The following is a 21,451-nucleotide window of genomic DNA, read 5'->3' as shown; positions in this document are numbered from 1 at the left end:
ATCCGTCGATGACGGAAGTGCATAACGAAGGCCATATTGCTAGCAATCCCCATATTAAGAAAGAATTATACGTACAGTGGCGTAATGCTGAAAGCCAGAAGCGGATGCTGAAGGAAACCAGGGATGAGCTGCAAAATTTTTGGCTGAGCAATAAATTATTTAACTCGTCTGCTTTTGATAAAATGCTCAAAGTCTCCGGCGTCTGCGTGCCTAATACGTATTATCGAAAAATATCCCAGGCTGAATGGAACGCTATTAATGGCGCGCCTAACCCGTTTAAGCCGGTGTTTGATCACCATAATACGGCAAACTATCGCTACTGGATCTCATCCTCTCTGGGCAAGGTCAGAGAGTTCGGCAATGAAAACGCCACGGATGCCAGCGGTATCATCATAAAGTTGGTGTTCTCGGCTGATATAAGGCACCCTGTGGGTATTGTGTTAAAAGCTCATCAAGAGGCAGGCGTTCAAGGTAATCCACACGTTATTGCTCTTCATCGCGAGGGCTTTGCTCAAATTGGAAATATTGATAAGGACAGCCAGATCACCGAAATTCGCAATCGAGGGTTGGATCATAATCTTGGTTTTACCAGTGCCCAGCTTGACTATTTGAAAGCCACGCTTGTTGAGTTCAGTCGGGTGCTGTGAGCGCGGGTAGATTCATGTTATTGAGTGTCCGCTTTCGGCCTATGCTGTTGAAAAACTCGACTCGGCCTGACCCCTCTGCACTGAATGGTGAATATGACTGACCGTGAACAACTCCATCGAGAGGGCTATGTACTGCTGCGCCGCGCGATCCCGGCTGAGTGGCTGGATGATCTTCGTGCCGTGTTCGATGCGGGCGTGAAGCCCTCGGACCAATGGCCAGTGCCGCGGGGCATGGACTGTCGCCATTCGCTGTTGGACCTTGATTCGACGGTGCAGGCGGTGTGTCGGCTGCCACAGCTGCTGACGGTGGTGGGGGAGTTGATCGCAGAGCGCTTTTTCCTCTCGCAGGTGGAGGGCCGCGAGCCCCTTGCCGGTGGCGGACAGCAGCAACTGCACCGCGACCTGTCGGCCCAACGCCCCGGCGACATGGTCGCTGCCCTGGCTTATTTCGACGATTATGGCCCCGAGAACGGCGCGACGCGTATTGTCCCCGGCAGCCATCGCCCCGCGCCGGGAGAGCCGCCATTCGACTTCAATGACGAGTCCCGCTCGGTGCGGCTTGCAGGCTCTGCGGGTGACATCCTGGTATTTGATGTCGATCTGGTGCATGCGGGCAGCCTGAACTCAGTCGGCGCACGCCGTCGCTCGATCCTGATCAGCTATTTTTCGGAGGTCCTGTACGCGTCACACCTGGAAACGCTGAACCTGCGAAATATTCGGATGGACACGAGCGAGCGGTTCGATCCCTCCAATTTTGCCTTGGGGTCCAAGGCAGCCTCTCAGTCGACTGATCGGTCAATCGATAAGCTGATATCATTCAGCAGTTGACAAACCGAGTCGGAAAACATGAATCGTCGTAAAAAAATAAACCAGTTATTAAAGGCTAACGCCAAAAAGGCCAGCGCCAAATTGGCACCGGTTAAAAAAAACCAATACATCAGTAAAGCTGACCGGTTGAAACTGGCGGCTGAGTCCGCTAACGAATCAATCATTTCCTCTGAGAGCTGATCTAACGCTCTTAAGCACCCGCGGAGTTTAAAGATCTGGTTGGACTAGGCATTCTGATCCCCACACCGCGTTCCTTGGCAATACCCCCAGCCCAGATTCAGCGCAATGGCGCAGATCACGCTTATAATAGGCTCACTGAAATGCTATATAGACGACTGGTCTAGTTCTGGATACCCTGCGCACCATGAAACCCAGCTACGATGACACTCGCCAACACCTGCTCGATACCGGCCACCGGATGATGTCGGCCAAAGGTTTCACCGGTGTCGGCCTCAACGAAATCCTGCAGACGGCGGGCGTGCCCAAGGGGTCGTTCTACCACTACTTCAAGTCCAAGGAGCAGTACGGCCAGTCTCTGCTGGAAGACTACTTGCGCAACTACCTGGCCGACATGGAGCAACGCTTCGCCGTGGTGGGGCAGAGCGGTTGCGAACGCCTCATGGGCTATTGGCAGAATTGGCTGGACAGCTATTGCGAGCCCTGCGCCGTGCAGACCTGCCTGGTAGTGAAGTTGAGCGCCGAAGTGGCGGACCTCTCGGAGCCCATGCGGATTACCCTGCGTGATGGCGCCGAGCGGATCATCGAACACATCACTGACTGCATCGAGCAGGGCGGGCGTGACGGTTCACTCTCGCCGGGCAACGCCCATCGCACGGCCACGGCGTTGTATCAGCTATGGCTTGGTGCGAGCCTGATGAGCAAGCTGCATCGCAATGGCCGTCCGCTGGAGAATGCCATGGCCACGACCAAGGCGATGCTGGGGATCTGACTTGCCCTGAAATGCAATATCCGCCTGTAGAGGCGGATATTCTTCTGATCGAATATAGTTGACTGGTCTATTTTATAGCGTCAGGGCGCGGGGCTATACACACCTTCTCAGGCCAGCAGCTTGAGCAACGCATGGGCGGTGGCCTCGGACGACCCTGGATTCTGGCCGGTGACCAGCAGTCCGTCGACTTCGACGTGGGACTGCCAATCGGCGCCTTTGCTATAGCGCCCACCATTGGCCTTGAGCATGTCTTCCACCAGGAAGGGCACGACCTCGGTCAGCCCCACGGCGGCTTCCTCGCTATTGCTGAAGCCGGTGACCGCCTTGCCCGCCACCAACGGATGGCCATCGCTACCCTTGACATGGCGCAGCGCGGCGGGCGCGTGGCAGACAACCGCGACCGGCTTGCCAGTGCGGATGGTGGCTTCGATCAGGGCGATGGAGTGGGGGTCCTCCGCCAGATCCCACAGCGGACCATGGCCACCGGGATAGAACACGGCGTCGAAGTCGGCGCTGGAGACCTCGTCCAGCTTCCGGGTATTGGCCAGCGCTTTCAGAGCGAGCGGATCGGCCTCGAAACGGTGGGTGGCTTCGGTCTGGAAGTCGGGCTCGTTGCTCTTGGGATCGAGCGGTGGCTGGCCACCTTTGGGCGACGCGAGGGTCAGTTCGGCGCCAGCATCGATAAAGGCGTAGTAGGGGGCAGCCAACTCTTCGAGCCAGAAGCCGGTCTTCTTGCCGGTGTTGCCAAGGGTGTCATGGGACGTCAGGACGATGAGAATCTTCATGATGGTTACCTGTCGGTTGAGGGGGGATGCTGGTCTGCTCGCACTGGGGTCTGCGGGCAGTCATGGGCGTGTTCGTGGGCTTGACTATATAAACAAATAGACCAGTCGTCTAGCGTGGCCGTGGTACCTTTCTTATCCGTGGTGATCCTTGCATGGTCCGGTCTTGCCCGTCGACTCGTCAGGAGTATCAGATGAAGCCGCAGGCACATGCTTCGCCCGACTGGGCACAAATGCCATCCAGCGCGTCAAACCATGTCGGCCACTGACGCCCAGTTTGGTGGTGGCACGCTTGAGGTAGGTTTCCACCGAGCTGTTCTTGACGTTCAGGCGCTGGGCCATTTCCGACACGGTGATGCCTGTCAGCAGGCCCAGGCAAACCTCTTGCTCGCGGGCGGAAAGGTTGACCGCATCTTGAGCCAGCCGTCCATTGAAGGCCTGATGCAGGGACTCAAGCTCGGAGTCGGCCTGCGTCGTGCCGGTCCAACGTGTTCCGGGCTGTGCAAGTAGTTGTGCGCGATGCGCCACCAGCGGTAGCAAGGTATCGGACAGGCTCTTGAGCAGCGTCAGTTCGGCCACGGAGAACGCCCGTAAACTGGCCAGGCGATGGAAGCAGATGACCCAGCGCAGATCGCCACTGGCCGAGACCAGATTGCACTGGTGCGCGCTGCGTTTTGGGTGTTGCAGGCTCGGCGGTGTCTTGAGCTGGATGAGCAGCGGGGCGTCCATCTCCATGACGCTTTGCAGCAGCGGATGGGGCAGGGTGTCCGGTGCGCAAAGGTCATGCGGCTGGCCGGCGCTGCCGAGGCATTTGCTCGGGCTGACACTGCTCCGGTCCGCATCCAGGGTCCATTCGCTGAGGTCCAGTCCGTGAATCGGCACCAGGCTGTTGACGAACGCCAGCATGTGCTCGGCAAAGGCGTCCTCGGCGGCGCTGGAAACCAGCTCGCCCAAGCGCAGATAGAGGTACGGATCGTGGCCGTGCGTGAGGTCGTGCGTCGGCTTCATGCTGTTATCTTCCGTGATAATAATTGTTCGAAAAGTAGCTCCATGCTGGGGGGCGCCGTTGTCGGTTGATGATATCCGACATTCAATCGTAAGGTTTTATCCTACGTCTGTACTGGGAAATAGGGACGCCAGTTGTAGGGCTGCCAGGGGGCTGTGAAGGTTGGAAAGCCCATGTGGCCATTGGCCTTTATGGATGTCGAAGTCTTCTGTACGAGGCTTGGTAGGGCAGGGCCTTTGGTCGTTGTCGCGAACGTTCGGTGGATTCCTACAGGAGGCTGCACAAGCCCGATGGCCGGTGGCGGCGGCGATGCTTGGGTTGGCAACACGGCTTCTTGCTGCCCAGACGCGAGGCCAGATGCGTCGTGGCCGGGAAGTGCAGCAGCTTGATATCGGTTATCCCGATTCCTCGTTGGCGCAGGGAAAGGCCGTCGCTGTCAGTGGCGTGGTCGCCGGTGACCGAGCCCCGGATGCCCCGGTCCGTGGGGCCGCCGGTCAATCGAGCCGACTGTTCGAGCCGACTGTTCGAGCTGTTCCGCGGCGGGCACTGGACATTGCTCGGCTATCAGGTCGAGCGTGGTTCGGTGCAACCACGCCCGGGCCTGCATATCCATGCTTTCGGTCCGCAAGGAGACCTGTTCGATGTGGCGGGCCACTTTTTCGATGCCTACAATCCAGCGGTCGGTGATTGGCTGCTGGTGCGTCCGGATGGCTACATGGGGGCCATTTTCGCAGCCGGGGAGGTGGCAATGTTGGAGGCCTACCTGGAACAGGTCGGACTCGGCGGGGCGGCGGCCGGTCAGGGGGATCTCCTCCAGGGGTGAGGCCAGCCCTGCTGCACCTCCCCCCCCGAACACATTTCGGATCAGCGGCGCCGCCACACAGAGGAATGTCACCCCGATACTCCATTGCAGTACCCGGATAGAGGAACGCTGGTCCGCGGCCTGCTCCCACAGGGCGATTGCAGCTCCTTGATCGAACAGCCAGGCCCAACGCCCAAGGTGCCCAGTCCGGATAGTCGATCCAAAGCCATGGGATGAGATAGATGGATGTTTCCCTGAATTGTATAGTCCCTTGCTTGGTCTCTTGAGTGGCAAGGATGCCGGGCAGTGGGATGCGGGCCCGGCGCGCACTTGCAGTCAACCCCCCGAGTTGCTGTCGATGAACTTCTCGTAATACAGATGGAAGCCATCGATACGTTGCTCGGTCAACCACGTCTTGACCGCCTCCACCATCGGCGGAGGGCCGCACAGGTAGATATCGAACGGATTGGCGTTCATGGCCTGGCGATCGAAGTGTTCGGGGATCCGTCCGGTCTTGCCTGGCCATTGCGGCGACGGCTGGCTGACCACCAGGTGATACTCGAAACCTTCGATGCGGCTTCGGTAGTCCGCCAGGCGATTCAGTTCGCACAAATCCGTGTGCCGACTGACGCCATAGAACAGCTTGATTGGTTGTTGGCATCCGCCCTTGTCGGCAATCTCGTCGAGCATGCCAAGGAACGCCGAGAGGCCCGTGCCGCCGGCCACCATCAGCAGCGGCTGGTTGACCTGGCGCAGATAGAAACTGCCCAGCGGGGCCTCGAGTTCCAGCGCTTGTCCGGGCTCGCAACGCTCGCGGATAAAGTGGCTCATCAGGCCATCCGGTAGCAGCCGGATCAGAAACTGCAGCTGGTTGTGCGGGTTGGGCCGGTTGGCGAACGAGTAGGAGCGCCAGGCATCGGTACCCGGCACCTTCAGGCGCGCGTATTGGCCGGGCAGGAAGTCCAGTAGCCGTTCGCTGGAACTGGCGTCGACATGCAGGATGGCCGTGGTGTCGGAAATCTGTTCGACCTTGGCGATCACGGCCTGTATGCGCCGGGTGGCGCCGGCATTGCACAGGCTTGAATCGAAGTCGAAGTAAAAGGACGCCGCGGACTGCACGCGGGTCTGGCAGGAGAGCATCTTGCCTTGCGCCAGGTCGGTTTCGCTGAAGACTTCGTCGTCGACATAGTCTTGCGTGTACTGGCCGGATTCGCAGCGTCCCTGGCATGTACCGCAGACGCCTTCGCGACAATCCAGGGGAATGTTCACGCCGTGGCGCAGGGCGGCGTCGAGCAGCAGTTCGTTGGCCTTGACCTCGAAGAACGAGGTCTTGCCATCGGCAAAATTGAAAGCCACTTTGTGGTTCATCAGCCGGTACTCCGTGGCTTATAAATGGTAGAAATCGAGCACTGAATTGATCGTGTCGTTGAGCAGCAGCACATGCTTGCGGGCGATCTTCCAACTGTCGCCGTCGGGCCGCAGGCGGTAGGTGGCGCGGCCGTAGAATTGCTCGGAGGTGGCCATGCGGTAGTACAGCGTCTGCCAGTTGAGCCTGACCTCCAGCTCATCGTTTTGCAGCGCCGTGATGCGGATATTGTTGAGCATGTGCAAGGTGCGTGGCATCGGGATGGTCGAGGCGGCCTTGCCGGTGCGCAAGCGGAACACCCGGTCTTCCAGGCCGCCGCGGTTGGCGTAGTAGATCAGCGACATGCCCTTCTTCGGGTCGGTGGTGTAGACGTGCTCCGAATCCCATTGCGGCAGGTGGAATTCGCTGTCCTCGCTGAACAGGTCGAGGTAGGCGTCCCAATCCTGGGCGTCGCATAGTTCGGCCTTGCGGTAAAAGAACTGTTCGACACGGTATTGCAGTTGCGAATTCATGGCTGCACCTCGCGCAGTTGCAGGGGGTGCTCTTCGGCGGCCTTGCGCGCCAGGCCTTCGAGCAGGAAGCGCTGCCAGTTGCCGTGCTGGTTGACATAGAGGCCTTCGTGGGTGAACTCGGTGCCGGTCAGGACCGGTTCGATACCGAGGGTTTCGCTGTTGCGGGTCGAGCCGCTGAGCCAGTGGTCATGGCCGCGAGAGATGTCGCTCCAGCGCTCCAGGCGCGCCTGGAAGCCGCGCTGGGCTTCACGGAATTCCACCAGGTCATCGGGGGTGCCGAGGCCGGAGACATTGAAGAAATCTTCAAACTGGCGAATGCGGTTTTCGCGATCGGCATCCGACTCGCCTTTGACCCCCAGGCAGAAGCTGTGGATCTCGGTCTTGTTCCAGGCCAGCGGACGAATGATCCGCAACTGCGAGCTGATCTGGTCGAGGAAGAACATGCTCGGGTAGACGTTCAGGTTGCGCAGGCGATGCATCATCCATTCAGCCTTGTCCTGGCCATATTCCTCGACCAGACGCGGCATGATGGTGGCGTAACCGGGACGTACTGCCGGGTTGGGCATGTCGCTGAACAGCAGGCTGTGGCCGTTGTTGAAGGAGAACCAGCCGTCATCGGTCTCGGCATCGCCGGCGCCGAGCTTGCTGTAGTCCAGGGTGTCGCCCGAAGCGCTGCCTTTCTCGGCGTTGACTTGCTGGCGATGCTGCACCGTGGCGACGTAGTTGTAGTGCACGGTGCTGACGTGATAACCGTCCAGACCGTTTTCGTTCTGCAGCTTCCAGTTGCCGTTATAGGTATAGGATGACTTGCCGGGCAGCACTTCCAGTTCGCCACTGGCCGATTGCGCCACCATCATGTCGAAGAACACCTTGGCGTCGCCCAGGTAGTCCTGCAGGCTGTCGCTGCCGTCGACATCAAGGCTGACGAAGACAAAGCCCTTGTAGCTTTCGATCCGGGCTTTTTTCAGGCCGCGGGTGGCCTTGTCGAAGTCCTCTGGGTATTCCCCCGGCGCCTTGACCTTGACCAGGCGGCCGTCGCTCTTGTAGCACCAGGCGTGGAAGGGGCAGGTGAAGGTCGACTGGTTGCCCTTGCCCACCCGGGTCAGGGTCGTGCCACGGTGCTGGCAGGCGTTGATCAGGGCGTTGAGGCGGCCTTCACCGTCGCGGGTGATGATCAGTGGCTGGCGACCGGCACGCATCGTCATGAAGTCGTGCTTGTGGGCGATCTCGCTTTCGTGACAGGCGTAGATCCAGTTCTTCTCGAAGATCAGTTCCATTTCGAGATCGAACAGTTCAGGTTCGGTGAACATTTCCCGGGCGATACGGTAGATGCCCTCGACCGGACGGAAGTCCAGGCAACCCTGGATGAAGGTCTGCCATTGGGCGACGCTTTTCGAATAATGCATGAGTCGGTACCTGTTTCATCGGGCGAATCGGTACCTGCATTAAAGGTGCGCGTCGAGCTTTCGGTCTATCCACATAGTTGGCGAAGACAGTCCGGAAAATTCGTGGCCGGTAATCGCACACTAAATGTCGGAAACCGGGTCGTCTACTCACGAGGCAACACCTGCGATCGGCCTATTATGCAAGGATGACTTGGCGCGGGGATTGCTTCTGTACCCGCGAACGTGCCGTCAGAGCGCGTACCGATAACAGCCTTGTTGAGTAACGCCGATGAGTAGCAAGCGCGAACATCATTTCCGAGACATCCATGCCGATCACTTCGACCTGGCAGGGGCGCACTCATGGATGTCGACGATCTGCGGTCCCCATTTGCTCTATGCGAGCAAACCCGAGCGCATCCAGTTCCACCACAGTGGCAACGTGCTCAAGTCGATGTCGACCACCCTGGGCATCATCGAGTACGGCACCGATGTCACGGTGGGGGTCACCGACCTTGACAGCTTCAACAGCTACAGCCTGAGCCTGCCGTTGAGTGGCGAGCAGGAACTGAGCCGGGGCGGGACGCTGCTGCGCTCCGATCGCGACCATGGCGTCATCGTTTCGCCCAACGAGAGCCAGCAATTGAGTATCACCGGCGATTGTCGCAAGCTGCAGGTGGTGATCACCCGCAGCGCCATGCGCAAGACCCTTGAGGACATGTTGCAGCATCCGCTGGGCAGCGCCTTGCGTTTTGAGCCAGAAATGGATGCGGTGGACGGTGCCGTCGCTTCCTGGTGGCGCACGGTCAGGCATTTCATCGAGGAGATGGAGCGTAGCGAACTGTACGGCCAACTGATGTTCAATCGTGATCTGGAGAGCGCCTTGCTCAAGGGCCTGATCCTGTCCCAGCCGCACAACTATTCCGCTGAGCTGCGCGAGCGTCTTGGGGTGAAGCTGCCGCACTACCTGGTTCGCGCCAAGGACTTCATCCATGCCCATGCCCGCGATGCGCTGAACCTCGACGATATTGAAGCCGCCGCCGGGGTGTCGCGTTTCAAGTTGTTCGAAGACTTCAAGAAGTACTTCGAGATGTCGCCCATGGCTTACCTGAAGAAATATCGCTTGATGGGGGTACGCCAGGAAATCCTTGAAGATCGTTCGGCCCACAATATCTCTGTGATCGCGATGGGCTGGGGGTTCAGTCACCTGGGGCGCTTTTCCTGCGAATACCGCAAACTGTTCGATGAAACGCCGAGCATGACTCTGCAGCGAGTCGATGCCCGGCGTGACAGATTCTTGTAAGTCGCCCCGGTAATGGGCTCCGTGTTGCGTGTGACGCCCCGAATGCTCAAATAGTCTCTCCAGCCCCCTGGGAGCGATAGACGGATGTTTCTCTGTGATTTGCAGGCTGTTGCCTACTGATTTGAGTGTCAGTGATTTCGGGTGCCGAAAGGGAAGTCGATGCACGTGGTGCAAGGGGTGGTTTAAGTCATACTGACGGAGCCGATACCAGGCATCAAAAAACAATATCGGAGGCCGTTATGCCTGATCAGCCCGCACTTCGAAGCCTGTTCGACGATAACCGTTTCCGTTTGCTGGTCGATGCCGTGATCGACTATGCGATCTACATGATCGACCCCCAAGGCATTATCGTCAGTTGGAATACGGGGGCCAGGCTATTCAAGGGGTATCAGGAGGCGGAGATCCTCGGTAGGCACTTTTCCTGTTTCTACACTCCCGAAGACCGCCAGGCCGGTTTGCCCGAACGGGCCTTGAGCACCGCCACCGAGGAGGGGCGCTTCGAGGGCGAAGGTTGGCGAGTCCGCAAGGATGGCACACGCTTCTGGTGTCATGTGGTCATCGATCCGATCCGTGATCCAGCGGGCGACTTGCTCGGTTTCGCCAAAATCACCCGGGATATCAGTGACGCAGTCGAAGCACAACAAGCCCTGAAGCTCACGCGCGAGGCCTTGTTCCAGTCGCAGAAGCTGCAGGCCGTCGGTCAACTCAGTGGCGGCGTCGCCCATGATTTCAACAATCTGCTGACCGTTATCCAGGGTAACCTCGAATTGCTGCGCAAACGCGTCGACGGCGACCCGAAACTCTCACGGCTGGTGGACAACGCGCTGCTCGGTACTGAACGCGGGGTGTCGCTGACCCAGCGTATGCTGGCCTTCGCCCGGCGCCAGGAACTCAGGACCGAGGCAGTGCAACTGCCGCAGTTGGTGAGCAATCTCATCGACCTGCTGTGCAGTTCGGTGGGGCCCCAGGTGACGGTTCTGACTGAGCTGACAGATGGGTTGCCTGCGGTGCACGCCGACATCAACCAGCTGGAGCTGGCATTGCTCAATCTGGTGAGCAATGCCCGCGACGCGATGCCGGCTGGCGGCACGCTCTGGATCAAGGCCGAGGTCCGCGACAAGCTCGCTACGCTGGCGCACGATCAGTACGTGTGTTTGTCGGTTGTCGACAATGGCGAAGGCATGGATGAGCAGACCCTGGATTACGCAGCTGACCCCTTCTTCACCACCAAGGGCGTGGGCAAGGGCACCGGACTGGGACTGTCGATGGTCCACGGGTTGGCGGAGCAGTTGGGGGGGCGACTGCAGCTGAAAAGCAGCAAGGGGCAGGGCACCACTGCCGAACTCTGGTTGCCGGTGGACAGTGGGGCCGCGCCGGGACTGCCGTCGTCATCAGGAGACAAGCACAGGATGTCGCTCAAGCCCATGACAGTCCTGGTGGTCGACGATGACAGCCTGGTGCTCAACAGCACCCTGTTGTTGCTCGAGGACCTGGGGCATCAGGTGATTTGCGCGGCTTCCGGTCCGCAGGCCCTGGAATGCTTCAGACAATACCCAGGCATCGACCTGATGATCACCGATGTGGCCATGCCGCAGATGAATGGGGCCGAGTTGGCCGAGGCCGTGCGAAAACTCCACCCCGAGCTGCCGATCATTCTGGCCACCGGTTATGCCCAGCATCTGGACGGTCTGGCCGTCAGGCTGCCGCGGATACTCAAGCCTTACAGTCAGTTGCAACTGATGGAGGCTCTGGCGCAGGTGCAGGTCATGCCTGCGGATACCTCGCCTGGTGCATAGAGGTTTCCGATGAGCAGGCCCTGATAGTAGAGTTGCGCCTTGATGGAATTCAGCGCGCAAACGGCAGTGGCCACTTCGGGGAGCATGCATATTGTCAGTAGCCAGTAGTACCAATGGGGGCCGGCCCGACTCTGCATGGTCGGTGTTCCTGGTGTTCTTGCGCCTGGGACTGACCTCTTTCGGCGGCCCGATCGCGCATCTGGGCTACTTTCGCGAGGAGTTCGTGACCCGGCGCCAATGGCTCAGCGAGCGCAGCTACGTCGATCTGCTCGCCCTGTGTCAGTTTCTTCCGGGGCCCGCCAGTAGCCAGGTAGGCATAGGGGTTGGGCTGTTGCGTGGCGGATTTGGCGGCGCTGTCGCGGCGTGGGCGGGGTTCACTTTGCCCTCGGCTGTCGCCCTGATCCTGTTCGCCCAGGGTATGTCCATTTGGGGAAGTGCATTGCCCGTTGGCCTGCTGCACGGCCTCAAGATCGTCGCGGTGGCCGTGGTGGCTCAAGCCGTCTGGGGCATGGCGCGCAATCTTTGCACCGATGTGCCGCGGGTGACCATCGCCGCCTTCGCTGCCTGCGCGGCATTGCTGTGGCCCAACGCCTGGGGACAGATCGGGGTGATCGTCTGTAGCGCCGTCATCGGTTTGCTGCTGTTCAAACCCGCTCAAGGCCAAGCGGCGGAGTCTTTGCCGATCTCGGTCAGCCGGACAGTCGGGTTGATCTCTCTGGTGCTGTTCTTCGCCCTGTTGGTTGGCTTGCCATTGGCGATGGCGGTCTGGCCTTCACACCGGCTTGCCATGGTGAACGCCTTCTACCGTGCCGGTTCGTTGGTATTTGGCGGCGGCCATGTGGTGCTACCGTTGCTGCAGGCGGCCACGGTGCCCAATGGTTGGGTCGCCAACGACACCTTCCTCGCCGGTTATGGCCTGGCGCAGGCGGTACCGGGCCCACTCCTGACCTTTTCGGCCTTTCTCGGGGCCTCCATGACCCTCCAGCCTTCCGGTTGGGCGGGGGCCATGCTGTGCCTCGTCGCCATTTTCGTGCCTTCGTTCCTGCTGGTGATCGGCGTGCTGCCATTCTGGGAGCCGTTGCGACACAGCTTTCGCACCCAGGCGGCCCTGGCGGGGATCAATGCGGGGGTGGTGGGGTTGCTCCTGGCGGCCTTGTACAACCCGGTCTGGAGCAGCGCAATCTTCAAACCCCAGGACTTCGGTCTGGCGCTGCTGGCCCTGCTCGCCCTGATGTTCTGGAAGGTTCCGCCGTGGCTGGTTGTCCTCGGCTGCGGCTTGCTCGGATGGCTACTCAGCGTCGTATAGGCTGAGCAGACATCAAGGTGCAGCCGAGTCGGCAGCGCGGACTCAGTAGCGCAAACTTTCCTGGCGCAGTCGGGCGAAGCGCTCGAGCGACGTAGCCTCGAGCGCTTGGGCGGCGTCCGCTGACGCGCCGTCGTGTATCGCTTGCCATACCGCTTGTGAGCCGACCGAAGCCCGGGTCGCCGCCAGATCGAAGGTGTCGGGGTAGAGCGCATGCAGGGTGGCGAGCAGCGTCAATCCGAGGCTGGCGACGGGACGTGGCACGGCGGTGGTGTCACGCACGATGCTGACGCCATGGCAGAGTTGACCGCGCCAGGTCGACTCGGTGGGGACGAAATCGATCTTTTCGAAATGCATGCCTGTATTCAGCACATTCAGCGCGTTTGCCAGTCGGGTGGCGTCGATCCACGGTGCACCGATCCATTCGAATGGATGTGCGGTACCGCGCCCCACACTCAGATTCGCACCTTCGAGCAAACCGACCTCCGGGTACAGGTCCAACTGCGACAGTGTGCGCAGGTTCGGTGAGAGCGGCACCCAGCCCCGCCCGGTGTCGGCGAAGGTCATCGCGCGCCGGTAACCCAGCATTGGCACGACCCGCAGATCCGCGCCGATAGACTTGCCGCGGTTGAAAAGATTCGCCAGTTCTCCGACGGTCATGCCGGGAAGCAACGGGAGCGGGAAGTAACCGGTAAATGAACTGTGGCGGCTGTCCAGCAGCGGTCCGCCGAAGCGTTGCGCGCCGAGCGGATCGGGCCGGTCCAGGACAAACAGCGGTATACCGCGTGCCGCCGCGGCCTCGAGTGCGTAGCCCAGCGTGGTCTCGTAGGTGAAGAAGCGCACGCCGGCATCCTGGATATCGAAGACCAGCGCATCCAGTCCCTGGAGTGAACCGGCCGGGAAGCGCTGTGTCGCACCGTAGAGGCTGTGCACGGTGAGGCCCGTGGCGCTGTCGAGCGTGTCGCCGACCCGTTCGTCGAGATCGGTGTTCAGTCCATGCTCTGGCGAGAACAGTGCTGCCAGCTTGACGCCCGGCGCATGGGCGAGTACGTCGACGGTGCGCCGGCCGTTGGCGTCGAAGCCGCTGCGATTGGTGATCAGGCCCACGCGCAGGCCGGCGAGCGCGGCAAACTGCTGTGCCTCCAGTACGTCGATACCGGTCTGCACCGGGCCGGTCGAGGTCGGCAACTGATCGGCGGCCCGCAACGCCGACAATGCCGACGGCTGCAATCGAGCGATTTGCCCGGCGCTGGTCGGTGCGGCCCGGCTGGCCAGCAGGGCGAGCAACTGGGCCCGTAGCGGGCGAGCGTCGCCGCGGTCGTTGGGATGCACGCGGTTGCTCAGGATGACAATGAACTGCTGTGTCAGGGGATCGACCCACAGGCCCGTGCCGGTATATCCGGTGTGGCCGAGCATGCCAACCGGCGGTAGACGATCACGGTTCGCCACCAGGGGGGCGGCCAGTTCCCAGCCGAGTCCGCGCCACGGCGGGTTCGCCAGGGGCGAGGCGGCCGTGGCGAGCGCGCTGATGCTCTGCGACCGCAGGATCCGGGTGCTGCCCGCGCGCCCGTCGTTCAGCAGCATCTGCGCGAAGCGAGCGAGGTCGTCGGCCGTGGAAAACAGCCCGGCATTGCCGGAGACACCACCCATCCATTGGGCGGTCGGATCGTGCACGTGACCTTGGCGCATGCCGGCCTGGTCCGGGGTTGTCGGGGCACTGCGTGCCGCTCGCCCCAGGTCCGGGAGAAAGAGCGTGTCGCGCATGCCGAGCGGGCCGAAGATGTGCACCCGACAATAGGCGTCGAGGGGAAGGCGGCTGATGCGCTCGACCAGTTCGCCAAGCACCACGAAATTCAGGTCACTGTAGATGACCCGTTCACCGGGCGCGCTGCGCGGACGCTCTGCGGCGATGGCGCTCAATACGCCTTCGCGGCCCGGCTGCGCGGGTCGTGCCGGCAGGTCCGCGCGCAGCCCGGAGGTGTGCGCCAGCAGGTCACGCACGCTCACTGTGTTTTTGCCGTGGGCCGCAAAGGCCGGCCAATAGCGCGCCACAGGGGCGTTCAGGTCGAGGCGGCCGGTTTCGGCCAATTGCATGATCGCCGTGGTGGTGGCGATCACCTTGGTCAGCGAGGCGAGATCGAACTCGGTGTCCAGCGTCATCGGCTCCGCGACCGGCAGTGTCGCGCGTTGTCCAAAGGCTTGGCGATAGAACACATGGCCGGCGTCCCCGATCAGTACGACAGCCCCCGGGATACGCCCTGCGGCGATCTGCCCCTCGACGATACGTGCGGCTTGCAGGCGAGCCACTGCATCGAGATCGGCGGCCCCGGCGATCTGCATCGTCGCCATGCCGGCGAAGATCGCCGAGCACTTCAGGGCCCCGATCAACGCTGCGGTAAATCGGCGGCGTCGTAGTGATTGTGCGGGTTCCATAACATCCATCCATCGCTGTCGGCGGCATCGGCGGCCTTTATCTGTGCACTGATCGCGGCGGCGTCAAATACGCGATGATCGAATGCATAATCGCGGAAGGCCTGGAGCCACGGACGAAAACGCACGCCTGGCAGGTGGGTGCGCTTCATGGCTTGCGTCAGGGAGCGCCTGACGATCTGGCCGGGATCGGTGACCGGGTTGCGCAAGCCCGGCAGCCCCCAGGTGAAGCCGGACGGGTAGAGCATCGGTGAAATATAGTCGAGCGGTGCACCGAGGGTTTCGAGCTGCTGGCCGATGGCGGTATCGTCGAGATTCCAGCAAACGTAGCCGAAGATGTCGGCGGAGACGAATACGTTGTAGGGCGCCAGTCGCGCGCGGGCGGCTTGCAGGAAACCGACAATCGCCGCTGTCCGGTTGCCCCGGGTATTCGGGAGGGCAAAGCGCAGCCCTCCCTTGTCGGGAAAACGCACATAGTCGAACTGGACTTCATCGAAGCCCATTTGTGCTGCCTCTTCGGCGATATCGAGATTGTGCTGCCAGACCTCGTGGGAAAACGGGTCCATCCATTGCAGTTTCTCATTATCGCGCCATGGCCGGCCTTCGGCATCGTGCACGCTCCATTCCGGATGCGCGCTGGCAAGCGGGTCGTCCTTGAACACCACGATGCGCGCGATCAGGTACAGGTGTTGGGCGTGCAGCCTGGCCAGCAGTGCCGGAAAATCCTGCAACTGGGGGGCGCGCTCGGCCAGATGGGTGGTGGCGCCACTCTTCTCGCGAGCGACGCTGTGATAGGGCGTCAGGCCGCGGTCGCCCTTGACGTCGATCACCAAGGCATTGATGACCGTGCTTTGGGAAAGGCTGACGGCCCGGTTGCGTAGGGTTGCGCTGGTCACACCGTACACCGATAGATAGACTGCTTTCGGACGAAACGGGGTCAATACGAGCGTAATGGGCGTTTCGTCGGACACCTTGGCTTCCGCGCGCAGATACCCGGGAGCGCGCGCCCCGACGGTGCTGACCGCCTCGGTGGTCTCGAACCGCCCTTGCTCGTCGGTGCGGGTGACCCCGGCCGATGTGGTGATGATTGCGCCGACCAGCGGCCCCCGCGTGCTTGAGTCGAGCACGACGCCGCTCACGGCCAGGGCGCCTTGACCTGTCAGCAAGGCGGCGATGCCGAGCAGTAGCGCAATCGCGTAGCGCCTTGAGGGGCGGAGGGTCATGGTGTGTTCCCCGCTGCGGGTATCGGTGGGGTGTCCGGTTCGCCGAGCAGACGGGCGAACGCCCTGGCACCATAGGCATCGATCATCAGGAAGCGTGGCAGGGCCAGTAGCGATGCGTGGCGGTCCGCCTTGCGGGCGTCGAGGGTGAAGGCGGCCACGTAGTGTTCTTCGGCGGCGAGTGCGAGCAGTTCGTCATCGTAGATGCCGTAGGGCCAGGCGAGCATGTCGATCGACGCCCCCGTTTGTGCCACGAGACGGCGACGTGAGTTGTCCAGTTGCGTGCGGACGAACTGCTGGAAATCCTCGGCTGTACGCCGTTTGCGTTCGACCTTGAAATTGGGATGCCAGTAGGTGTGCGACTGGATATCGAAGAGCCCGGTCTGTTTCAGGGTTCGCAATTGCTCCCAGGTCAGCGCATAGGAGGCGTTCGAGATCGCCGACGGATAGATGAACAGTGTCACCGGAAACCGATCGCGCAGCACGATGGGCCGCAGCTTTTCGAAGACCGAGCGGTGTCCGTCATCCACCGTGATCACCACCGGCTTCTGCGGTAGCGTCGCATTGGGGTCACGCAGCCAATCGACCACCTCGCGCAGCGGTACGATGTGATAGCCACGCTCGTGCAGGACCTGTAGTTGGGCCTCGAAGGTGCTCATGCGCACGGTCATCGAGTCGTCCGCCGTTTCCGAGAAACGGTGGTAAACCAGGATCGCGACCCGGGGTTGCGCGTGCTGTGTGACGCCGTCCGTGCCCGTGCCCCAGGCATGCCCGCAAAGGGCTGCCAGCACGACACACAGCATGAATTTTCCGCACATCTGAGTACTCCTGCGCGAGTCATGCTCACTCGCGTCATCCGTCTCGCGAATGCGAGGCGTATCCAGTGTGTGTTGAGTACGGCTGCGTCCATATGATGAAAGTCAACGCCGTGCTACATGGTGCTGCCCGGCGTGTTGACTTGATCTATATCAAGGTTAGCCCATCGTTGGCGCGTGACTGTGTGAAAGGACACTATCGGAGGTATACGTTCATGAATATCAACGAGGCGATCTCGGGTCGTCGCTCGATACGCGAATACACCACGCAAGCCGTTGACGAACAGCTCATTCAGCGCTTGATCAATGCCGCCATCCAGGCGCCCAGCGCGGTCAACCAGCAACCGTGGACGTTCACGGTCATACGTGATCAAGGGGTGCTGGATCGGATCTCTCGCGGCGCCAAGGCCCACATGCTCGCGACCATGCCTGCGGGAACCCAGTCCGAGCACTTCCATTCGGTGCTCAATGATGCGGACTTCCAGATCTTCTATCAGGCACCGGTGCTCATCCTTATTTCGGGGAGCAGCCAAGGACAGTGGATGGTCGAAGATTGCGCATTGGCTGCCGAGAATCTGATGCTCGCCGCCTACGCCGAGGGGCTCGGCAGTTGCTGGATCGGATTTGCCCAGCGCTTTCTCGATACGCCGGAGGGCAAGAGTCTGCTGGGGCTTCCCGCCGAATGGTTGCCGGTTGCGCCGATCATCCTGGGACATCCCAAGTCCGTGCCGGCCCCGGTCCAGCACAACCCGGCACAGATCCGCTGGATTGGCTGAATCGGACGATCAGACCGCTGGTCTTACTTGGGGGCGGGGGGAGTCGCCGGTACCACCCGCCAGCCTTCCGGACACTCGCGCACATAAGGGTAGTAGCCCTTGACTGACGGGCAGTAGTACCAGTTTGCGGCAGCGGGCGTGGCGGCGGGAGCTGTGACCACCGGAGGGGCTGCGATCACCACCGAGGGCGGGATGTCAGGGTAGTAATACTGAGGGACGGGGTAGTAGTAGACCGGATAAACCGGAGCGTAATACGGAGCGCTGAGACGTCCCGCCTCCCAACCCAGGCCCAGGCCAAGCGCCAGCCCCCACCAACCCACGCCTGCGCGATAGCCGCCTCCACGCGGTGCGGCGTTGGCCGATACCGCAAGGCTGCTGGCGACTACAAGCATGCCTATGACAACACAACGTTTTACCGAGCCGATATTCATGATGTCTGTCCAATAATGGAACGTTCAGTAGCGCTTATTGTTCGACGGTTTCATCGCGGTTTTCTGCCTGCGACGGGTTGAGCGATTGCATGGGCATCTGCCAACCATCGGCGGCGCAGGCCCGGTGGTGCATGGCGGTCCAGAACAAATCGAAAATGGTCTTCTGTTCGGCGGCCAAGCTGTCGTAGAAGGTTTGGGTACGTACCTGCGCGGCATCCAGGCGAACCAGGTGGGCCTGCATCCACTGGTTCTGCGCGCGCAGGCGCTCTATGCCCCTGGCCATTCTTTCCGGGGTGGTCTGGTCAACCAGCGCCTTCGGGGGGGCGCTGCCTTTGTCACTTTGGCCGTTGCCCTTGTGCAGTTGCTCCTTGGCATCGGCCAGGACCCCTGACGACCAGGTCTCCCAGGCCGGCAATTGCTCCGGTTTCAGATTCAGTTTGCCTTTGAGGTCGTCAAGGGTCAGTTGGGTATGTTTGATCCAGTCGAATTCCGAGTGGAGCTTGAACATGCCCCCTGACCCTGACATTTGTGGATTCGCCATGACGTGGGTGGATGGCAACAGAAAAGCGCTGGCCACCACCAACATGCATTGAGCGAGCAAACCTGACTTTTTCATCTTCAGCCCCTGCCGATACCGTGATTGTCAGGTCGAGAATAGGAGTGGGGCTGGGGGGTAAATCTGATCTATGTCAGACGACCGCAAGTGCATTGATGAATGTTTTCTCAGCGCGCCAATCCGGGATACAGCCGGGCCGCCAGCAGTAAAAGCAGGGCGAAAACGGAGAGCATCACGGCAAAGCTCGTACTCAAGGCATACACACTGTTGCCACCGACAATCATGCCGCCGCGCAAGGCATCCACCAGGTAGGTCAGCGGGTTGCAGACTGCAATGACCTTCAGCCAGCCGGGCATCAGCTCCAGCGGATAAATGGCGTTCGAGGCGAAGAACAGTGGCATGGTCAGGACCTGGCCGATCCCCATGAAGCGCTCCCGGGTCTTGACGATGCAGGCGATCACCAGGGAAAAGGTCGAGAAAATACACGAACCGATGAACACCCCGGCGGCAACCGTGAGGATCGGCAGCAGCTCCCAGCGGATTTCGACCTTCAAGGCGATGGCCACCAGATAGACCACGGCCGCCTGCACCAGCCCGCGCAGGCCGGCGGCAAAGGCCTTGCCCATGATCAGGGCGCTGCGATGCGCCGGGGTCACCAGGAGCTTGTGAACGATCCCCAGGTCGCGCTCCCAGATAATGGCAATGCCATAGAAAATGGCGCTGAACAGAATGCTTTGCGCCAGGATGCCCGGCGCCATGTAGTCCAGGTAACGCAGGTTGCCCGTGGGGATGCCGCGGACCTGGCTGAAGACCTGCCCGAATACCGCCAGCCACAGCACCGGCTGGACGGCTCGCGAGAGCAACTCGGTAGGGTCGCGAATCAGCTTGCGCACCTCGGCATCGCAGACCGCAAATGTTTCATTGAGGTAGTCGAACAGACTCATCATCCCAACCTCTGGGCGACGTCGCGGCCGTCGCGAGTACCGCGATAGTTGCCGCCCTGTTCGATGCTGACGCCACTGAAGTAAACGAACACATCGTCCAGGCTGGCCTGCTTGCCCACCTGTGCCTTGAGTTCAGCGGGTTTGCCGACGACGGCCAGGCGCCCCTGGTGAAGAATCGCCAGCTCGTCGCACAGCACGTCGGCTTCCTCCATGTCGTGGGTGGTGATCAGGATGGTCGTGCCTTTGCTCTGGCGCAATTGCCGCAAGCGTTCCCACACGGTCCGGCGGGCGATGGGGTCCAGACCGATGGTCGGTTCATCGAGGAACAGGACTTGTGGGTAGTGCAGCGTGGCCTGGGCGATTTCTAGGCGGCGAATCATGCCGCCGGAATAAGTCCGGACCAGTTTCGACGCCGTCTCTTCAAGGCCGGCGAACGCCAGCGCCTCTTGCACCCGCGCCAGCCGTCGGGCGCCGCGCAGGCCTTGCAAACGGGCCGAAAGGTTCAAGTTTTCAATGGCGGTCAACGCCCCGTCAGCCGAGAGCATCTGTGGCACATAGCCGATATGACGGCGGACCTCGATCGGTCGACGGGTAATATCAAAACCGGCCACCGTTGCCGAGCCGCTAGTGGGGTCGAGCAGGGTGGTCAGCATCTTGATCACGGTACTCTTGCCGGCGCCATTCGGACCTAGCAGACCGAAGATGCAGCCGTGGGGCACTTGCAGGTCCAAACCTTCGAGCGCCACGAAGTGGTCGAAGCACTTGCGCAAAGCCCGGATGGAAATGGCCGGGGACTCAAGAGTGTTGGTCATGGTGCGATAGCTCTGGGCGAACATGATCATTGATCCGCGACGACGTCGGCGCGGGAGCCGATGACAACCGGCAGCCCCATGCTCAAGCTGCATTGTCATTGAGCTTGAACTTCGGCTTTGGGACTTGATGGAAATCAAGTCCAGGGCAAGACGCGGGCGAGGAAGACTATTTGTTCTTCCAGTATTTCTGCATTTCGAGAAACAGAAACGAGGCGGTCCAGGAAATCAGCACCAGGCCGGTCAGTCCCTGCAACCCGGTCAGGTACTTGAGGTTGCCGATGGGGGAAATGTCGCCGAAGCCGATCGTGGTGTAGGTGGTGAAGGAAAAGTACACGCAGTCCATGAACGTGCCATCGAACTGGCCCGCCAGGGTTCCCCATTTGCCGGAGCTGACCATCAGGTAATAGACCAGCGCGAAGCACCAGACTTCTGCTGCGTGGGCCATCAGCGCGCCGAATACTCCGATGACAATCCTGAAACGGTTCGAGAGCTTGAGTCGGGGCAGCCAGTCGTTGAGCCTCAAGAGGCACTCGTAGTGGATCATTACGGCAATGATTACCACCAGTGTATTGATCAGTGTGACTGCCAGCATGGTCGGCCTCCGGCAATAGAGGAAAAATGATCGCCTACCGTCCTCAAGCCTGGTACCGATCAGTGCTTTTTACGCTGAGGCGACGAAAAATCATTGAGCTAAATCAATAGTGCCTTTTGCGGGTCGATAGATGGCCGTTTGTTGATAAAGATCAGGGGCCATTGGCAAGAGCGCCAGATACTTGCCACACCCTCGGGAG

22 protein-coding genes are annotated in these 21,451 nt (G+C 60.8%); 9 read left to right on the top strand and 13 right to left on the bottom strand.

Annotated features, from left to right (window positions below; all coding sequences use genetic code 11):
• Window positions 1-8 precede the first annotated feature (8 nt).
• The 4 genes from M5B99_RS04450 (at window position 9) to M5B99_RS04435 (ending at window position 2,424) form a co-directional block, all read left to right on the top strand.
• Window positions 9-647 (top strand): hypothetical protein, encoded by a 639-nt coding sequence (locus tag M5B99_RS04450; RefSeq protein ID WP_248802834.1) that lies wholly within the window; start codon window positions 9-11, stop codon window positions 645-647.
• A 93-nt stretch (window positions 648-740) separates the two neighbouring features.
• Window positions 741-1,475, top strand: a complete 735-nt coding sequence (locus M5B99_RS04445) for a phytanoyl-CoA dioxygenase family protein (RefSeq protein ID WP_248802833.1) — start codon at window positions 741-743, stop codon at window positions 1,473-1,475.
• 18 nt (window positions 1,476-1,493) lie between these two features.
• Window positions 1,494-1,655 carry a DUF2986 domain-containing protein gene (locus M5B99_RS04440; protein WP_248802832.1) on the top strand — a complete coding sequence of 54 codons (162 nt, stop codon included), beginning with the start codon at window positions 1,494-1,496 and terminating at the stop codon, window positions 1,653-1,655.
• 184 nt (window positions 1,656-1,839) lie between these two features.
• Window positions 1,840-2,424: a TetR/AcrR family transcriptional regulator gene (locus M5B99_RS04435; protein WP_248802831.1), complete on the top strand. Its 585-nt coding sequence runs from the start codon at window positions 1,840-1,842 to the stop codon at window positions 2,422-2,424.
• 107 nt (window positions 2,425-2,531) lie between these two features.
• On the opposite strand, the gene M5B99_RS04430 is transcribed toward M5B99_RS04435, so the two are convergent.
• Together M5B99_RS04430 and M5B99_RS04425 are read right to left on the bottom strand one after the other, a co-directional pair.
• Entirely contained in the window at window positions 2,532-3,209 is a 678-nt protein-coding gene (locus M5B99_RS04430; protein ID WP_248802830.1) for a type 1 glutamine amidotransferase domain-containing protein, read from the bottom strand.
• Between the two features lie 132 nt (window positions 3,210-3,341).
• Complete coding sequence (locus M5B99_RS04425) at window positions 3,342-4,214, bottom strand: helix-turn-helix transcriptional regulator (RefSeq protein ID WP_248802829.1); 873 nt, start codon at window positions 4,212-4,214, stop codon at window positions 3,342-3,344.
• A gap of 467 nt (window positions 4,215-4,681) precedes the next feature.
• Here M5B99_RS04425 and M5B99_RS04420 point away from each other — a divergent pair, with 467 nt between their 5' ends.
• Complete coding sequence (locus tag M5B99_RS04420) at window positions 4,682-5,035, top strand: hypothetical protein (RefSeq protein WP_248802828.1); 354 nt, start codon at window positions 4,682-4,684, stop codon at window positions 5,033-5,035.
• Window positions 5,036-5,350: 315 nt separating this feature from the next.
• On the opposite strand, the gene antC is transcribed toward M5B99_RS04420, so the two are convergent.
• Genes antC through antA form a run of 3 tightly spaced genes read right to left on the bottom strand, consistent with a single transcriptional unit; the run spans window position 5,351 to window position 8,298 of the window.
• Window positions 5,351-6,382, bottom strand: coding sequence for an anthranilate 1,2-dioxygenase electron transfer component AntC (antC, locus tag M5B99_RS04415; protein ID WP_248802827.1), 1,032 nt, complete (start codon window positions 6,380-6,382; stop codon window positions 5,351-5,353).
• 18 nt (window positions 6,383-6,400) lie between these two features.
• A complete protein-coding gene (antB, locus tag M5B99_RS04410; RefSeq protein WP_248802826.1) occupies window positions 6,401-6,892 on the bottom strand; it encodes an anthranilate 1,2-dioxygenase small subunit in 492 nt (163 codons plus the stop codon).
• Window positions 6,889-8,298, bottom strand: a complete 1,410-nt coding sequence (antA, locus tag M5B99_RS04405) for an anthranilate 1,2-dioxygenase large subunit (protein ID WP_248802825.1) — start codon at window positions 8,296-8,298, stop codon at window positions 6,889-6,891. The genes antB and antA overlap by 4 nt, the downstream gene beginning before the upstream one ends.
• Window positions 8,299-8,566: 268 nt before the next feature.
• Between antA and M5B99_RS04400 the strand changes: the two genes are divergently transcribed.
• The 3 genes from M5B99_RS04400 (at window position 8,567) to chrA (ending at window position 12,679) form a co-directional block, all read left to right on the top strand.
• Entirely contained in the window at window positions 8,567-9,577 is a 1,011-nt protein-coding gene (locus tag M5B99_RS04400) for an AraC family transcriptional regulator (RefSeq protein ID WP_248802824.1), read from the top strand.
• A gap of 239 nt (window positions 9,578-9,816) precedes the next feature.
• A complete protein-coding gene (locus tag M5B99_RS04395; RefSeq protein WP_248802823.1) occupies window positions 9,817-11,373 on the top strand; it encodes a PAS domain-containing sensor histidine kinase in 1,557 nt (518 codons plus the stop codon).
• 91 nt (window positions 11,374-11,464) lie between these two features.
• Window positions 11,465-12,679, top strand: coding sequence for a chromate efflux transporter (gene chrA, locus M5B99_RS04390; protein WP_248802822.1), 1,215 nt, complete (start codon window positions 11,465-11,467; stop codon window positions 12,677-12,679).
• Between the two features lie 42 nt (window positions 12,680-12,721).
• On the opposite strand, the gene M5B99_RS04385 is transcribed toward chrA, so the two are convergent.
• Genes M5B99_RS04385 through M5B99_RS04375 form a run of 3 tightly spaced genes read right to left on the bottom strand, consistent with a single transcriptional unit; the run spans window position 12,722 to window position 17,144 of the window.
• Window positions 12,722-15,109, bottom strand: a complete 2,388-nt coding sequence (locus tag M5B99_RS04385) for a serine hydrolase (RefSeq protein WP_248802821.1) — start codon at window positions 15,107-15,109, stop codon at window positions 12,722-12,724.
• Complete coding sequence (locus M5B99_RS04380; protein ID WP_248802820.1) at window positions 15,061-16,329, bottom strand: putative glycoside hydrolase; 1,269 nt, start codon at window positions 16,327-16,329, stop codon at window positions 15,061-15,063. The genes M5B99_RS04385 and M5B99_RS04380 overlap by 49 nt, the downstream gene beginning before the upstream one ends.
• Window positions 16,326-17,144, bottom strand: coding sequence for a polysaccharide deacetylase family protein (locus tag M5B99_RS04375; RefSeq protein WP_248802819.1), 819 nt, complete (start codon window positions 17,142-17,144; stop codon window positions 16,326-16,328). The genes M5B99_RS04380 and M5B99_RS04375 overlap by 4 nt, the downstream gene beginning before the upstream one ends.
• Window positions 17,145-17,356: 212 nt before the next feature.
• On the opposite strand from M5B99_RS04375, the gene M5B99_RS04370 reads away from it, so the two are divergent.
• On the top strand, window positions 17,357-17,917 hold the full coding sequence (locus M5B99_RS04370; protein WP_248802818.1) for a nitroreductase family protein: 561 nt from the start codon (window positions 17,357-17,359) through the stop codon (window positions 17,915-17,917).
• A gap of 23 nt (window positions 17,918-17,940) precedes the next feature.
• Here M5B99_RS04370 and M5B99_RS04365 read toward each other — a convergent pair whose 3' ends face one another.
• From M5B99_RS04365 to M5B99_RS04345, 5 genes are all read right to left on the bottom strand, one after another.
• On the bottom strand, window positions 17,941-18,309 hold the full coding sequence (locus M5B99_RS04365; RefSeq protein ID WP_248802817.1) for a hypothetical protein: 369 nt from the start codon (window positions 18,307-18,309) through the stop codon (window positions 17,941-17,943).
• A 73-nt stretch (window positions 18,310-18,382) separates the two neighbouring features.
• The gene (locus M5B99_RS04360; protein ID WP_318654558.1) at window positions 18,383-18,856 is read right to left on the bottom strand and encodes a Spy/CpxP family protein refolding chaperone; all 474 of its coding nucleotides are present in this window, start codon (window positions 18,854-18,856) and stop codon (window positions 18,383-18,385) included.
• A 215-nt stretch (window positions 18,857-19,071) separates the two neighbouring features.
• On the bottom strand, window positions 19,072-19,851 hold the full coding sequence (locus M5B99_RS04355; protein ID WP_248802815.1) for an ABC transporter permease: 780 nt from the start codon (window positions 19,849-19,851) through the stop codon (window positions 19,072-19,074).
• A complete protein-coding gene (locus tag M5B99_RS04350; protein ID WP_248802814.1) occupies window positions 19,848-20,684 on the bottom strand; it encodes an ATP-binding cassette domain-containing protein in 837 nt (278 codons plus the stop codon). Before M5B99_RS04350 ends, M5B99_RS04355 begins: the two co-directional genes overlap by 4 nt.
• A gap of 142 nt (window positions 20,685-20,826) precedes the next feature.
• Window positions 20,827-21,252, bottom strand: a complete 426-nt coding sequence (locus M5B99_RS04345; RefSeq protein WP_248802813.1) for a potassium channel family protein — start codon at window positions 21,250-21,252, stop codon at window positions 20,827-20,829.
• Between the last annotated feature and the right edge of the window lie 199 nt (window positions 21,253-21,451).

The sequence above is a fragment of the Pseudomonas sp. MWU13-2100 genome (assembly GCF_023242365.1).
Taxonomy (GTDB): domain Bacteria; phylum Pseudomonadota; class Gammaproteobacteria; order Pseudomonadales; family Pseudomonadaceae; genus Aquipseudomonas.
The sequence above is the reverse complement of the archived record's forward strand: the minus strand, read 5'-3'. Positions and strand labels throughout refer to the sequence as shown.